The organism is Pseudomonas sp. NBRC 111133, assembly GCF_001320605.1.
GTDB lineage: Bacteria > Pseudomonadota > Gammaproteobacteria > Pseudomonadales > Pseudomonadaceae > Aquipseudomonas > Aquipseudomonas monteilii.
Window position 1 is genome coordinate 82,044 of record NZ_BCBJ01000065.1, and the last position, 15,214, is coordinate 97,257.

Here is a 15,214-nt window from a genome sequence, read left to right on the forward strand (position 1 = left end):
CCCCGCAGCCCGAAGACGGGCTGCGGGCAAACCTTATTCATCCTCCATGGAACGAAGGTGCTCGAAAGCGTCCTCTGTCATGTGGCCCAGATAGGAAACACTGTGCAGGTTCAGCGAAAACTCACTGTCGTTTTTGGCTTTTTCCATAATTGCGAGAATGTCGGCCTTTGTAATCAACTGCAGCTTGCACTTGGCGAAGCCAGTAGCATAGAAAAGGTCACCCTCTTCGTCGTAGCCATACAGGGTCACAAGATAGAAATGCTTCATGGTTCTCTCCTTAAGCGCAACTGTGCTCATTCTGAAAACGCCGATTTGGCGTAGTGAGCCCCCCAAAAAATGGGTGGCAGCGAGAGAGAGGTTACGCAGGGCAAGCTGTGGGCATAATCTGGATACGCCTCCTCATCAACTGGCACCAGCCTGCACTGCGCCAGCACACGGCTTGGGTTTCTCGGGCAATTGCGCTTCAATACGCACTTTTCAGCCCCCCCAAGGATTGCCCCATGGCCACCCCTACCAAGCAACAGAAACGCGCCAAGCGCGCCGCCAGCAAGGCCAAGCAGAACCGCATGGTACGCAGCGGCCAGGCGGTCAAGGCCAGTGCCGGTGACAGCGCCAGCGTCGAGCAGGTGTACAACAAGGCCATGGAGTCGGGCAGCTACGACGCGATGTTCAACAAGATGAAGGAAGCCCAGGAGAGCGGCGGCCTGGTACCGATGATTTCGGTGTTCCTGGTAGACCCGCTGCTGGCCCTGGTGCTGAAGGGGCACAAGGAAGAACACGCCACCGACTACATCGTGCTGGTGTTCAACGCCTATCGCAAATGGCTGGACGGCGCTGATGAAGAGGCCACCATGGCCTGGCTGGAGAGCGATGAGTTCCAGGAGGCTTATATCGCCGCTTCCGAGCTGGTGGCCAAGCAGCAGCAACAGCAGAAGCAGTTTGGCTGACAGAACCATGTAACCTGCCCGCGAAAGGGCCGGCACAGGCAACAAAAAAGGCCGCGCCCTTCACAGGGCGCGGCCTTTTCGTTACAGCCAGCGCGGATCAGTTGTCCAGCGCTACCCGCCCGGCAGCTTCACGCTTGCGGTGCACCAGCAAGCCAGCCGCCACCACGCCAATGCTCAGCAGCGCAGTCGCAATGATCTCAGCACGGTGATCCTCACGCAGCGCCATCACCACCAGAATGGCAATGATGAAGGCAATGGTCGCCCAGGTCAGGCCCGGGAACAGCCACATCTTGAAGGTAATCTTCTCGCCGCGGGCTTCACGCTGGGCACGCATGCGCAGTTGCGACACGGCAATCACCAGGTACACCAGCAGCGCAATGGCGCCGGAGCTGGCCAGCAGGAACTCGAACACCTGAGCCGGTGCCACGAAGTTGGCGAACACACAGAGGAACGCCGCTGCAGTGGACAGCAATACCGCCACATGCGGGGTCGCCGACTTGGTGGTGCGCTGGGCAATGGCCGGGGCATCGCCACGCTTGCTCAGCGAGAACAGCATGCGCGAAGAGGTGTACAGCGCCGAGTTCAGGCAGCTGGTCACGGCAATCAGCACGACGATGTCGACGATCAGCTTGGCATTCGGCACGCCGATGCGGCTCAGCACGGTCTGGTAGGAACCGGTCTCGGCCAGGGCCGGGTCGTTCCATGGCACCAGGGCCACCACCAGGAAGATCGACACCAGGTAGAACAGGCAGATACGCCAGATCACCGAGTTGGTGGCGCGGCTGATCTGCTTGCCCGGGTCCTTCGACTCGGCAGCAGCGATGGTGACGATTTCAGTACCCATGAACGAGAACATGGTGGTCAGCATGGCTGCCAGCACTGCGCCCAGGCCGTTGGGCATGAAGCCTTGGGTATCGAACAGGTGGCTGGCACCGCTCACTTGGCTGCTTGGCACGAAGCCGAACATGGCAGCGCAACCCACGGCGATGAAGCCGATGATCGCCAACACCTTGAGCAGGGCGAACCAGAACTCGAACTCGCCGTAGTTCTTCACGCTGCACAGGTTGGTCAGGGTCAGCGCCAGGGTAATGATGAGGGAGAACGCCCACAGGTCGACCGCAGGGAACCAGGCGTGCAGGATGGCGGCGGCAGCGTTGGCCTCCAGCGGAATCACCAGCACCCAGAACCACCAGTACAGCCAGCCAATGGTGAAACCGGCCCAACGCCCGATGGCGCGGTCGGCGTATGTAGAGAACGAACCGGTGTCTGGCGAAGCGACCGCCATTTCACCCAGCATGCGCATCACCAGCACGACCAGCGTACCGGCAGCAGCGTAAGCCAGCAGCACGGCCGGGCCGGCCGCTGCGATGGCGTGGCCAGAGCCTACGAACAGGCCGGCACCGATGACGCCAGCGATGGACAGCATGGTGACATGCCGTTGTTTGAGCCCCTGAGCGAGGTCATTGGAATTGTTACCGCTCATTGAAACTACCTTTGTAAGGAGTGGACCACTCCGACTGCGGGTACGGAGCGCGCCAAGGGTTGACCTAGGCGTCGCTGCAATCGGCGGTTTCCTACTGGCAATAAGCAGGCCATGTGCTGAATGCATTCGCCAGAAACTTCTGCAGGCCTTTTAGGACAAGGTTTGGAGGGCTTTCAGCCACACCTTGACCGAAAGGGCGCCAAATCATCGGATTACTGAAATACCCACTTACAAACGCACCAAAGGTGCTCCACGGTAACACCTGTGCACCACTGCAATGCGAAAAAGTGCAACCTATGGGTACAACCTCAAAAGCGCCTGACGCATTCGCGGGTAAACCTGCACCCACTGCAAACGTTTGACCTAAAGGTCGGGTTTACCCCTTCAATGGGCCAAAACCGCTTCCATGAGCGGGCCAAAGCTGGCACCATCGCGCCTTTTTTCATCAAGGCTCTGGTGCTGGGCGACACCTTCGCGGACATCTGCGCGACGTTACGCTGTAGCGATGCGACAAACTGCCCCACCAGTGCCCACAGTCCCCGGCGACCCTGTTGGCCGTCATAATGCCGCTATGCTAGCTTGGCGCACGCCAGGAAGGCCGCCAACAGCTGGGAACGCACCCGAACACATGAGGACCGCACATGGCTCAGGCCACGCCCGCGCTGGAAATCCGCAATCTGCACAAACGCTACGGCGAGCAGGAAATTCTCAAGGGTATTTCGCTGACCGCTCGCGACGGTGACGTGATCTCCATCCTGGGGTCGTCCGGCTCCGGCAAGTCCACCCTGCTGCGCTGCATCAACCTGCTCGAGAACCCGCACCAGGGCGAAATACTGGTGGCCGGCGAAGCCCTCAAGCTCAAGGCCGCCAAGAACGGCGACCTGATCGCAGCCGACAACCGCCAGATCAACCGCCTGCGCAGCGAAATCGGCTTTGTCTTCCAGAACTTCAACCTGTGGCCGCACATGTCGATCCTCGACAACATCATCGAGGCGCCACGCCGCGTGCTCGGCCAAAGCAAGGCCGAGGCCATCGAAGCCGCCGAAGCGCTGCTGAACAAGGTTGGCATCTACGACAAACGCCACAGCTACCCCGCCCAGCTTTCCGGTGGCCAGCAACAGCGCGCCGCCATTGCCCGTACCCTGGCCATGAAGCCCAAGGTCATCCTGTTCGACGAGCCAACCTCGGCACTCGATCCGGAAATGGTCCAGGAAGTGCTTAACGTTATCCGCGCACTGGCCGAAGAAGGCCGTACCATGCTGCTGGTAACGCACGAGATGAGCTTTGCCCGCCATGTGTCCAGTGAAGTCGTCTTCCTGCACCAGGGCCTGGTAGAAGAGCAGGGATCGCCGCAACAGGTCTTCGAAAACCCGACCTCGGCGCGTTGCAAGCAATTCATGTCCAGCCACCGCTAACGGAGCAATACATGCACACTTACAAGAAGTTCCTCCTGGCAGCTGCTGCCACGCTGGTGATGTCGGCAAACGCCATGGCCGCAGAAAAACTGCGCATGGGCATCGAAGCCGCCTACCCACCGTTCAACAACAAGGACGCCAGCGGTAACGTGGTCGGCTTCGACAAAGACATCGGCGACGCCCTGTGCGCCAAGATGAAAGTCGAGTGCTCGGTCGTCACCTCCGACTGGGACGGCATCATCCCGGCCCTGAACGCCAAGAAGTTCGACTTCCTAGTGTCGTCGCTGTCGATCACCGACGAGCGCAAACAGGCCGTCGACTTCACCGAGCCGTACTACTCCAACAAGCTGCAGTTCATTGCGCCGAAAAACGTCGACTTCAAGACTGACAAAGAGTCGTTGAAGGGCAAGGTCATCGGCACCCAGCGCGCCACCCTGGCCGGTACCTACTTGGAAGACAACTTCAAAGGCGTCGACATCAAACTGTACGACACCCAGGAAAACGCCTACCTGGACCTGGTGTCCGGTCGCATCGACGGCATCCTGGCCGACAAGTACGTGCAGTACGAGTGGCTGAAGAGCAAAGACGGCTCGAACTTCGAGTTCAAGGGCGAGCCGGTGATGGACAGCGACAAGATCGGCATTGCCGTGCGCAAAGGTGACACCAAGCTGCGCGACGACCTGAACAAAGCCCTGGCCGAAATCAAGGCCGACGGCACGTACAAGAAGATCAACGACAAGTACTTCCCGTTCAGCATCGAATGACCCGCCCTGACCGGCGCGCCCCGTGGCGCGCCAGTCCCTAATATGACCTGCCCATGAATATCGACCTGCACGGATTCGGTCCGGCCATGATGGCCGGCACCCTGATGACCGTAAAACTGGCGCTTTGCGCCTTGCTGCTGGGGCTGGTGCTGGGCCTGCTCGGCGCCCTGGCCAAAACCTCTTCGATCAAGCCGTTGCAATGGCTTGGCGGTTTCTACTCGACCCTGGTTCGCGGCGTGCCCGAACTGCTGTGGGTTCTGCTTATTTATTTCGGCACCGTCGGGTTGATGAACGCCCTCGGCGAGGCCCTGAACATGCCAGGCCTTGAGCTCAGTGCCTTTGCCGCAGGCGTGATCGCCCTGGGCCTGTGCTTCGGCGCCTACGCCACCGAAGTGTTCCGTGGTGCCATCCTGGCGATTCCCAAGGGCCACCGTGAAGCTGGCCTGGCACTGGGACTGTCCAAGGGCCGCATCCTGTCGCGGATCATCCTGCCGCAGATGTGGCGCATCGCCCTGCCGGGCCTTGGCAACCTGTTCATGATTTTGATGAAGGACACCGCGCTGGTGTCGGTGATCGGCCTGGAAGAAATCATGCGCCACGCGCAAATCGGCGTGACCGTGACCAAGGAGCCGTTCACCTTCTACATGGTCGCGGCCTGCATCTACCTGAGCCTGACCGTCATTGCCATGATCGGTATGCACTTCATGGAAAAACGCGCCGCTCGCGGCTTTGCGAGGGCTGAATAATGAATTGGGAAGTCATCTTCAAATGGCTGCCACGCCTGGCCGAGGGCGCGGTCCTGACCCTGGAGCTGGTGGCCATTGCGGTGGTTGCCGGGTTGATCCTGGCCATCCCGCTGGGCATCGCCCGCTCCTCGCGCCACTGGTACGTGCGCGCCGTGCCGTTCAGCTACATCTTCTTCTTCCGCGGCACGCCGCTGCTGGTGCAGCTGTTCCTGGTCTACTACGGCCTGGCGCAGTTCGATGCCGTGCGCTCCAGCTCGCTGTGGCCGTACCTGCGCGATCCGTTCTGGTGCACGGTGCTGACCATGACCCTGCACACCGCCGCCTACATCGCCGAGATCCTGCGCGGCGCGCTGCAATCGATCCCCAAAGGTGAGATCGAGGCGGCACGGGCGCTGGGCATGTCGCGTGGCAAGGCGCTGTTCTACATCATGCTGCCGCGTGCTGCGCGCATCGGCCTGCCGGCGTACAGCAACGAAGTGATCCTGATGCTCAAGGCCAGCGCCCTGGCCAGTACCGTGACCCTGCTGGAACTGACCGGCATGGCCCGCACCATCATTGCCCGTACTTACCTGCCGGTGGAGATCTTCTTTGCTGCGGGTGTGTTCTACCTGGTGATCTCGTTCCTGCTGGTGCAAGGCTTCAAGCTGCTGGAGCGCTGGTTGCGCGTGGATGCCTGCCAGGGTCGCTGAGACCTCACTGACTGCTTCGCGGGCAAGCCCGCTCCCATAGGTAAATCACTGGCCTTTCGAGCTGTGATATACCTGTGGGAGCGGGCTTGCCCGCGAAGAGGCCCTGAAAACCAACATACATCTACCCATGCCCAGCCACCTCCACAGCCACCACCTAAGCACCCGCTTCCAGGCCCTCGACGAGTTCCTGATCGAGCACCAGCAGCTGTGGAAACCCCGCCCCTTCACCACCCTAAGCCTGGACTGGGAAACCACCCACCCCGAGCTTGCCAACCACCTGCGCCACTGCTCACTGGCCGACGCCGAAACCGAATGCCCCGCTGACGCCTTGCCGGCCCCGTTCCCGCATCTGGCCCAACAAGCCCAACAGCTCGCCGCCCTCGGCCACCTCCCGGCAACCGACCTGCCCCCCGCCGCCCACCGCCTGGACGTCGCCGTCCCCGGCCGCAAATGGCAGCAGATCGAAGCCTTCGCCAGCCACCTGGCCTTCCACGACCAGCCCCGCCACTGGCTGGACTGGTGCTCCGGCAAAGGCCACCTCGGCCGCCGCCTGTTGCAACCCGGCCAGCAGCTGACCTGCCTGGAATACGATGCCGATCTGGTCGCAGCCGGCCAGGGCCTGAGCACCCATCATCACTTACCCGCACAGCACGTACATCAAGATGTGATGGCCAGCGACAGCGCCCGCCACCTGGCTGGCGACAAAAGCGTGGTTGCCCTGCACGCCTGTGGCGACCTGCATGTACGCCTGATGCAGCTGGCCAGCCAGCAAGGTTGCCGGCAATTGGCCGTAGCCCCCTGCTGCTACAACCGCATTGCAGTGCAGCAATACCAGCCGTTATCCACAGCCGCGCTAGCGTCCGGCCTGCAGCTGTCGCTGGACGATCTGGGCCTGCCCCTGAGCGAAACCGTTACTGCTGGCGCCCGGGTGCGACGCCAACGCGATACCTCGATGGCCCGGCGCCTGGGCTTCGACCTGCTGCAACGCCAGCAGCGCCAGCGCGATGACTACCTGCCAACACCGTCGCTGCCGGTAGCCTGGCTGGAAAAGCCCTTCGAGCAGTACTGCCGCGACTTGGCCGAACTCAAGCAGCTGCCATTGAATGGCAACCCGGACTGGGCCGCTCTGGAAGCCGCCGGCTGGCAACGCCTGGCCGAAGTACGCAACCTGGAGCGCGTGCGCAACCTGTTCCGTCGGCCATTGGAGTTGTGGCTGGTGCTCGATCGCGCCCTGTTCCTCGAAGAACAAGGCTTTGAGGTGCGCCTCGGCTTGTTCTGCGACTACCTGCTGACCCCGCGCAACCTGCTCATCCTTGCCGAACGCGACCGATAGCCGCAGCACAACCTGTGGATAACTCTGTGAACAAGCTTGTGATTACCTGTTGGATCCCAACGCTATTTCAAGCGCTCGGCTTATTCCTGCTTGTGCGTCAAGCCCAGTAAAAACAGGCGTTTGCGCAAAGACCGGCGGCGCAGCAATCCGGCATGCCTTTCGCGCAAGCTGTCAATGCCACTTGTGCATAAACATTTCTTGTGGTTTGCGCAAGAGGCGTCTGCGGGGTCATTTGTGGGAGCGGCCTTGCGTCGCGAAAGGGCCGCCAAGCGGCCCCGGCGATCTCACATTTTCAATGCGATTTATTCTTGGCAATCTCGATATCGTTCATCAGCGCTTTGGCCATATCGCACAAGTAATCAGCCGCCCCCAGGAATTTATGGTCATCCTCCATATCCCCCTCACGTACCAGGTGCTTGATGTAGCCCATCAGAATCGAAACATGCTCATAGGCCGCATCGACCGGGACGCCGGGCTCTACGCGTAGCAGGTTGAGGGAGGGGTTGCCGGCTGCGAGGAAGGTTTCCACGCCAGCAGTGGTGATTGGCTTGGGGCTGCCGGAATCAGTATCAATCATTTTCAATTTTCAAACTCCCTAGTTCAGAGGAGTTGCCGTGTTCATTCTTTCTCACGGAACAAAGGCGGCAACCGTGCACGAGGTGAGAAACCGAGTGAACATAGGAAGCCCGGCCAGACCATGGTCTGCCCGCGCACGGTCGCCATTACGCAGCCGATACGTTCAAAATCGGGTTCTCACACCCGGTCGCCAGGGCGACCCGAAAACGGTATCCGTGAGCCACTTCCCCGACAACAGCGATACTTCGGCGGCGCGCGTAGGATAGTTCCGAAGCAACCAAACCCTGAAGCCATTAGCTCCCAAGTTCAGAATTTTCGTACAGCTGATGGCCCTTTCGCGGGTTCACCCGAGGCAACAAAAAGCTAAAGCCCCTCCGCTGACCCCGCCCAACGGTGTATCATCCGCCCCCCAATCATTAGAAAGTGACGTCGCGCGCTGCCCGCCAGCCCCGCGACCTTCTGGCGTTGCGCCAGTACCGACAGTGGACCAACGGACCTGACCATCGTGACCCAAGCCAAACCTCTCGCCCTGCTGACCCTCGCCCTGGCCCTGACCGGCTGCGCCAGCGGCACCGCGCCCCACGCCAACAGCAACTTGGGCTGGAACCACCCCGGCATGCAACTGGGCGGCGACAACGGCCTGCCCCTGCGTACCGAAAGCCCTTGCCGCAAGCGCGGCTGCGACAACGACAAGCTTTTCTTCAACCCGGGCAAAAGCGAGCCAAGCGTTACCACGATCCACCGTGGCTGGTAGGAAAATTCTCCTTTTGGGCCGGTGACTTAGGTCTTTTGAGAACATTCGCAACGAAGTGGTTTACAGGCGCCAAACGATCGTTATAATGACGCCCCATTGCCGGTATAGCTCAGATGGTAGAGCAACTGACTTGTAATCAGTAGGTCCCGGGTTCGATTCCTGGTGCCGGCACCATTCAAGGTTCCATAGAAAGCTTTCAAAATCTCTGGAACCCCCGAAAAACCCGCCTTCTGGCGGGTTTTTTCGTTTTGGCGTTCCGTCGGATTCCGGGGGTAGCCAGCACTAATAAGGGTAGTTTTAAGGATAGAGGTCCGTTTCGATATCGGAGACTACCCTTATGGCCCGCACCACTGCCCCGCTCACCGACACCGCCTGTCGCACGGCAAAGCCCAGAGAGCGCGAGTACAAGCTCTTCGACGGCGACGGTCTTTACCTGCTTGTGCAACCCAACGGCCGCAAAGGCTGGCGGCTCAGGTACGTGAAACCCGATGGCCGCGAAGGCCTGACCGCCCTCGGCAGCTACCCGGTGGTCGGGCTGGGCGACGCACGCCGCAAGCGCTTCGAGATCAAGCAGCAGCTCGCCAACGGCATAGACCCCATCCAGTACAAGCAACAAACCAAGACCCAAGCCGTGATCAACGGCCGCACCTTCGAAAGCGTTGCACTCGACTGGTATGCGAGCATGGTGCCGAAGTGGGCGCCCGGCCATGCCAAGACTGTGCTCAGCCGGTTGAAGACTCACGTATTCCCTTTGCTCGGTGCCAGGGCAATCGTTGAACTCGACACCCACGACCTCATGCAGCCACTGGAAGCCGTGACGAAGCGCGGCACCATCGACGTGGCGCTCAGGATCAAGAACTACCTGCAAAGCATCATGCGTGAAGCCAAACGGCTGCGGCTGATCACAGCGAACCCAGCTCACGACCTCGATGGCTCGATCAAGACACCACGGGTAACTCACAGACCCGCACTACCCTTATCACGGCTGCCAGAGCTACTGGCATGCATCGAGGACTACAGAGGTCGCCCGCTCACGCGCCTCACGGTGATGCTGTCGTTGCATGTATTCGTACGCTCCAGTGAACTGCGCTTCGCCCGTTGGAATGAGTTCGACCTCAAGCGCGGAATCTGGGAAATCCCCGACACCCGGCCGGCGCTGGACGGCGTGCCGTTTTCCACAAGGGGTACAAAGATGGCCGGGGACATCCACGTTGTACCCTTATCGCCGCAAGCAGTGGCCTTGCTTGAGCAGATCCACGCGATCACTGGCAAGTTCGAGCTGGTGTTCGCGGGGGATGCCAAGCCGTGGAAACCGATGTCCGAGAACACGGTGAATGCCGCGCTCAGGACGATGGGCTACGACACCAAGGTGGATATCTGCGGCCACGGATTCCGAGCCATGGCGTGCAGTGCGCTGGTCGAGTCCGGGCTGTGGTCAGAGACGGCCATCGAACGGCAGATGAGCCACAAGGAACGCAACAACGTCCGGGCCGCTTATACCCACAAGGCCGAGTTCCTCGAAGAGCGCCGGATGATCATGACCTGGTGGAGCCGGTTTCTGGAGGCGAACCGCGAGGACCATGTGACGCCGCATGAGTTTGCCAAGCAGACGGGCGAGAACGTCACGCGCCTTCGCAGTGCCAAGAGGACCGAGTAAACCGCCGCACCACCACCTCAATTCGCTGTGAAGTTACCCACAGCACCGCATGAGGCTCCTCCGCGCGGGTCCTTTCAAACGGGGCTGCAAAGCCGCCCCGTTTGAAAGGACCATACCTAAGAAAAAAACCGCTGGCACAGCTCACGTCTGTGGAAAACCACTGATGTCCACCGGGGGATAGTTTTATCCACAGGCGCTAAATCTCTGATATCGCGCAGCTTGACGAATATTGTCCACAGGCGTAGACCGGGAGTCGCAAGCGCTGTCGATGACAGCACCCAGGTGGCCCGAACCTTCAAGGCCACGCCGCTTTATGCGGTGGTTCTCCCAAGGGCGATTAGCATCCGGCAGCTCGACCGGTCACTACCCATGTGATGGATGCTCTTACACATATAGCGCTCGTGCGCCAGATACACCGTACCTCGCTGCCCTGCAGCAACCTATCCACTTGGCCGAATACTGCGCCAACCTGTGCCCGTCTCTTTCTTCTGGAAAGAGACGGGCACTTCTAACACTGCTGCAGCCCTGATCGCACATGGCTTTGCGGCAATCCCCCTCGTGACAATCGGCGTGACAAACGCCGATGTCACCAGCAACAGCCCTGTAGATGATGGTGCCGCAGACCAAGGAATGGACTGCACCTGACTGACAGTCAGGCACGCCCCGGTCATCGCATTGCTGCTTGCACATGGCTCAGGATCTCGCGGCACTGGTCTCGTCAGCCAATGCAGCCTCCACCCGCCCACCGGTAACGGTGCTCAGGAGGCCAGATCATGAGATGCCCTTGCTCCCGGACGTAAGGAGCCGCCAGTCCCGCGCTAGAGGACATCCCCACAGGTCGCAGGGGCCTTGATCCCTGATAACACTCAGCATTCTTGGCGGGATGACGTGGGGCAAGGATTGGAGAAGCGGCGATGAGGTGATCGACATGGCATTGGTAGGTAGACGCGATGGCCGCAATTTCGGCTACGGCAGGCAACTGAGCTATGCAGGGCCGCAGGCGTTGAGAGACATGTTCGGCGGCGGCCACTACGGCACGGTGAAGGCACACTGTGATCGGTGGCATGCATTCGTCAAATGGTGCCGCTCCGAACAGGGCCCCGGTATCAATGATGCGCGGGAAATTGATCGGAAGGTATTGGCGGACTATGCGGCGTATCTGCGCGAAGTGGTTGGGCGCGGTGATCTTGCCGTCAGCACCGCACAAAACCGGCTATCCAGCGTTAACAGGACCATGGCGGCGCTTCGCGGTGATCAGTATGTGAAATTGCCAAGTCCGAGCAAGGCGTTGGGTATGCAGCGCAGCGGAGTTCGACACTCGGTGCCGCAGGGCCAAGACCGCAAACAGGTTAAGCAGATTGTCGATGTGCTTTGCCGCGATCACCAGGTAAGGGCCGCTGCAATCGTTCTGTTGGCGCGAGCCACCGGCATGCGCATGCGTGAGGCCATCTTAGCCGACTTGCCACGGCTGAGCCGTGAGGCTAACGACCTAGGCAGGATCAACATCCAGGATGGCACCAAAGGCGGCCGAGCTGGCGCCTCAGCGCCACGATGGATTGCGGTGGACCACCATGTTCAAGACGCACTTAGGTTTGCACGGCAGGTGTCACCTGCGGGCAGCCGCAACCTGATTGCACCAGATGAAAGCTACCTGACTTTCATGCAGGAAATCATCCGCCCTACGCGGGACACCCTGCATGCACACAATCTCAACGGCTTCCATGAGCTACGAGCGGCGTATGCCTGTGAGCGCTACGAGCAGATCACCCAACACCCCGCGCCAGTCAATGGTGGCAAATGTTGCCAGGTAGATAGGAACATTGATCGCGAGGCTCGGAGGCAAATCAGCTTTGAGCTGGGGCACGGGCGGATCGACGTGGTCGCTGCCTATATCGGAGGTGGCAGATGAGTAAGCCATTCGATATGGAGTTGTTTTTGGCTGGCATGCTGACCGGGTCGCACGCGACGAGGCAACGCCACTTACGGCAGGCGATATTTATCCAGACTGAGATCGCAAAGCGCTGGGAACTAAAAACACCTTGGGCCTGGCGGAGAAAGCATGTGGCTTGGTTTCTCGAACAGTGCCTAGGACGACGCAGCAAGGCGACGCGATACTACTACTTACTGACTGTCCGGCTGCTCATTCGACGCCTAGAAAAGTCATGGGATTTTCAATCCACGCTTAAGACCTGATGCTAATAATGATTGGCAGCGGCCGACTAAACGCGGAGGCGGTGCCTCGATAGGGAGAAATCTCGGTGAGCCTCACACGCCTTGGAGCTTAATCATTCCAGCATGGCCGCAAACGAATGCCCTATGTCTATGATGGCATTTTGGTGTAAGATAAAAATTACTCTAAGTATCATACGCCTCCACCGCTGCTCCAAACCCAACAAAAATTAAGTCTTAAAATTTGCCAAATACGGCCTCATAGATAAGATAAAGCGCACATGGAAAGTCCATTAATCAACCTCGCACTTCTCGAAGCTCTTAAAACAGAAAAGTTTAGCGACGAAATTGATCTTTTCCTTCCGTTTATAGCGGTTACAATCTCAGAGCTTGGAATGCCTACGGTCCAAGTTGCAGATATACAGACGAAGCTAAGTGAACTATTTGGATTTCACCCACCAATCTCCGCAATCCGGGTATTAATGACCCGCGCAAAAAATAAAAATCTCCTAATCAAGGAGAATCACGCGTATATACCTAGGGCCGAAAAAATTCAAGAGTAGTCCAACGGTTACTCCAAGAAGAAAGAAGACCTAGAAGTATCGCTTGGTAGTTTGAAAAAAGGTTTCATAGAATATACTCAAGAACGCTTTCAAAAAGAATTACCGTTAGCTGAAGCAGAGAGCTTGATCTTTCAGTTCATCGAAGAAAACGTTTCAGCAGCTGTTAGCCGTAGAGCCTATAACAAGGCAGAATTAGAAAACTCAATAAAAAACACCAGCCACATTACTGCATCATTTATCGGCCACATACACAAAAAAGAACCTGTGTTGCTGGAGCATTTTGGCAGATGCGTCAAAGGCATGTTACTTGCGAACTATCTTTACTTCGCAGACAAGCGAACACAAAAGAAAACTTTCGAAAGAATAACAGTCTACCTAGATTCCCCGCTCATCATTGGCTTGCTAGGATTTAATGGACCATTCAACAAACAAGCAAATGAAGAATTTGTTGAGCTTTTGACCTCGCTGAAGATAAAAGTATGTATCTTTGACAAGACGCTAGATGAGATCGAACGACTTTTATCAGCATGGAAGACGGATATAGCAAAAAAATCTTTCAGGCGCTTTAATACAAAGACTTTGGAACTACTCAGGTCGCAGGGTTATGATGAAGCGCGGCTAGATACAGAAATAAAAACTCTCCATCGCACCATTGAAAACAAGGGCATTAGTATAGTCTTAGGATTCTCCGCAAAGGAACGATTCCAATGCGACGAAGATGCACTAGAGAAAGCTATTGCCGAAAACTTCAAAAAAGAAAAAAACTTAGAGCATGACACTGTCTGCATCTCGCGCGTTCACAACACGCGAGAAGGCCGTCACATACGCGAATTGAGTGAAAGCTTTTCTGTATTCGTAACTAGGAACACAGGCCTAGCAAAATACGCGAACGGCTTTTTCAGCAAAAATGGTTATTCCAGCCCCATTCCAGTTGTGGTATCTGAACAATGGATGACAATCATGTTCTGGCTTAAAAACCCAGACATGACAGGCAAGTTAGCTACTGACCAGGTAGTAGCGACTGCCTACAGCCTTCTTTACACAGACGACAAATTTTGGGATGCATTCCTCGACCGCCTCGACACGATTAAGAGGCGTGGTGACATTTCCGAGGAAGATTTTGTGCTGGTTCGCTGGGATGCTGATCTTCTCCGAATGGTGCAAGATGCTTCCGTCGAAGTCGGCGACGAATTCTCCGAAGAAGATGTATTCGATATTGTTGATGGAATAAAGCGAAAGTACCTCGCTGACTCTGAACAGGCTATTGCGGATCTACAGCAACAGCAAGCCGAAGAAATCCACAGACTACAAGTTGACGCCCAAGCTGCATTGGCTACTGAACGAGAAGCTAAAGATACCGCGCAAGCTGAAAAGGAAACAATAGTTTTAAGACATCAAGCTCTTGAAACTAAAATACGGAAAATCTCCCGTTTTCTCGCCCGCTGCATATCAACTCCAATATGCCTAACTCTTGTTGCTTTCCTGATAATTGCGAGCATTCAATCACTGCCAGCCGGCGTTATCCCACAAGTTCTACAAGACGCGAAATTATTTGAAAACCTTAAACTTTCAGCAACCACCATATCAATTACATTCCTAACCACCTTGGCATGGGGAATATCAAGCTGGGTGTTTGGTCTAGACGTAAAAAAGGTTAACAAATTCATAGAAGATTGGTTGGCGGAAAAAATTCTTGCTTTGTTTATGGGTAAACCAGACATGTAGTATCTGCCCCTAAAACATGAGTCCTTGCACAGGATATTTATTCCTGTGCAAGGGGTGAGGTTGATTCCCCAAAACAGAAAATTCTTCATTTAGGAGCTCAGTAGAGCTTAGGCTTCTCTCTAGCCTAAGAACGATTAAACTAAGACCAGAGGATAGTTTTAGAGATAGCGGGAGAATAGCGCCAATTAAAAAAATAATAAAATCATATAGTTACTGCCTTTTTCGACTCTTGGTGCCGCACCATACGCAGTACTCAAAAGGCTCACCGAAAGGTGGGCCTTTTTTGTTTTCGGTGTCACAAATCCTTGAAGGCGACGCGATCGGTGTAGGAGCTGGCTTGCCTGCGATGGTCTGCGCAGCGGCCCCGGCAATCTCAAGAGAGCACATTTTCGT

General features: G+C 57.3%; 15 protein-coding genes and 1 tRNA gene. 12 read left to right on the top strand and 4 right to left on the bottom strand.

Annotated elements, in window-relative coordinates:
• Positions 1-33 precede the first annotated feature (33 nt).
• Positions 34-267 (bottom strand): hypothetical protein, encoded by a 234-nt coding sequence (locus APH36_RS14265; protein WP_060499159.1) that lies wholly within the window; start codon positions 265-267, stop codon positions 34-36.
• A gap of 233 nt (positions 268-500) precedes the next feature.
• On the opposite strand from APH36_RS14265, the gene APH36_RS14270 reads away from it, so the two are divergent.
• Positions 501-947 (top strand): hypothetical protein, encoded by a 447-nt coding sequence (locus tag APH36_RS14270; protein WP_060499160.1) that lies wholly within the window; start codon positions 501-503, stop codon positions 945-947.
• Positions 948-1,044: 97 nt separating this feature from the next.
• Here the strand turns inward: APH36_RS14270 and gabP are convergent, their stop codons facing one another.
• Positions 1,045-2,430: a GABA permease gene (gene gabP / locus APH36_RS14275; RefSeq protein ID WP_060499161.1), complete on the bottom strand. Its 1,386-nt coding sequence runs from the start codon at positions 2,428-2,430 to the stop codon at positions 1,045-1,047.
• Positions 2,431-3,071: 641 nt separating this feature from the next.
• On the opposite strand from gabP, the gene APH36_RS14280 reads away from it, so the two are divergent.
• The 5 genes from APH36_RS14280 to APH36_RS14300 all read left to right on the top strand — a co-directional run bounded on the left by APH36_RS14280 (position 3,072) and on the right by APH36_RS14300 (position 7,377).
• Positions 3,072-3,845: an ABC transporter ATP-binding protein gene (locus APH36_RS14280; protein WP_003255746.1), complete on the top strand. Its 774-nt coding sequence runs from the start codon at positions 3,072-3,074 to the stop codon at positions 3,843-3,845.
• Positions 3,846-3,856: 11 nt separating this feature from the next.
• Positions 3,857-4,609 (top strand): ABC transporter substrate-binding protein, encoded by a 753-nt coding sequence (locus APH36_RS14285; protein WP_011953233.1) that lies wholly within the window; start codon positions 3,857-3,859, stop codon positions 4,607-4,609.
• 53 nt (positions 4,610-4,662) lie between these two features.
• On the top strand, positions 4,663-5,355 hold the full coding sequence (locus tag APH36_RS14290) for an ABC transporter permease (RefSeq protein ID WP_060499162.1): 693 nt from the start codon (positions 4,663-4,665) through the stop codon (positions 5,353-5,355).
• Positions 5,355-6,044, top strand: a complete 690-nt coding sequence (locus tag APH36_RS14295) for an ABC transporter permease (RefSeq protein ID WP_016497592.1) — start codon at positions 5,355-5,357, stop codon at positions 6,042-6,044. The genes APH36_RS14290 and APH36_RS14295 overlap by 1 nt, the downstream gene beginning before the upstream one ends.
• Before the next feature lie 127 nt (positions 6,045-6,171).
• The gene (locus APH36_RS14300) at positions 6,172-7,377 is read left to right on the top strand and encodes a methyltransferase (protein ID WP_060499163.1); all 1,206 of its coding nucleotides are present in this window, start codon (positions 6,172-6,174) and stop codon (positions 7,375-7,377) included.
• Between the two features lie 292 nt (positions 7,378-7,669).
• On the opposite strand, the gene APH36_RS14305 is transcribed toward APH36_RS14300, so the two are convergent.
• Positions 7,670-7,960 carry a DUF3077 domain-containing protein gene (locus tag APH36_RS14305; protein WP_060499164.1) on the bottom strand — a complete coding sequence of 97 codons (291 nt, stop codon included), beginning with the start codon at positions 7,958-7,960 and terminating at the stop codon, positions 7,670-7,672.
• 498 nt (positions 7,961-8,458) lie between these two features.
• Here APH36_RS14305 and APH36_RS14310 point away from each other — a divergent pair, with 498 nt between their 5' ends.
• The 6 genes from APH36_RS14310 to APH36_RS14340 all read left to right on the top strand — a co-directional run bounded on the left by APH36_RS14310 (position 8,459) and on the right by APH36_RS14340 (position 14,821).
• Complete coding sequence (locus APH36_RS14310) at positions 8,459-8,707, top strand: hypothetical protein (protein WP_016714488.1); 249 nt, start codon at positions 8,459-8,461, stop codon at positions 8,705-8,707.
• 98 nt (positions 8,708-8,805) lie between these two features.
• Positions 8,806-8,881: transfer RNA gene (locus tag APH36_RS14315), tRNA-Thr, on the top strand.
• Between the two features lie 163 nt (positions 8,882-9,044).
• On the top strand, positions 9,045-10,364 hold the full coding sequence (locus APH36_RS14320) for an integrase arm-type DNA-binding domain-containing protein (protein ID WP_060499165.1): 1,320 nt from the start codon (positions 9,045-9,047) through the stop codon (positions 10,362-10,364).
• Between the two features lie 928 nt (positions 10,365-11,292).
• Positions 11,293-12,273 (top strand): integrase domain-containing protein, encoded by a 981-nt coding sequence (locus APH36_RS14325; protein ID WP_060499170.1) that lies wholly within the window; start codon positions 11,293-11,295, stop codon positions 12,271-12,273.
• On the top strand, positions 12,270-12,557 hold the full coding sequence (locus tag APH36_RS14330; RefSeq protein WP_060499166.1) for a hypothetical protein: 288 nt from the start codon (positions 12,270-12,272) through the stop codon (positions 12,555-12,557). The genes APH36_RS14325 and APH36_RS14330 overlap by 4 nt, the downstream gene beginning before the upstream one ends.
• A gap of 590 nt (positions 12,558-13,147) precedes the next feature.
• Positions 13,148-14,821, top strand: coding sequence for a hypothetical protein (locus tag APH36_RS14340; RefSeq protein ID WP_156342151.1), 1,674 nt, complete (start codon positions 13,148-13,150; stop codon positions 14,819-14,821).
• Positions 14,822-15,031: 210 nt separating this feature from the next.
• Here APH36_RS14340 and APH36_RS32325 read toward each other — a convergent pair.
• Positions 15,032-15,214: hypothetical protein (locus APH36_RS32325; RefSeq protein ID WP_218187326.1), on the bottom strand; the 183-nt coding region annotated here is incomplete at its 5' end.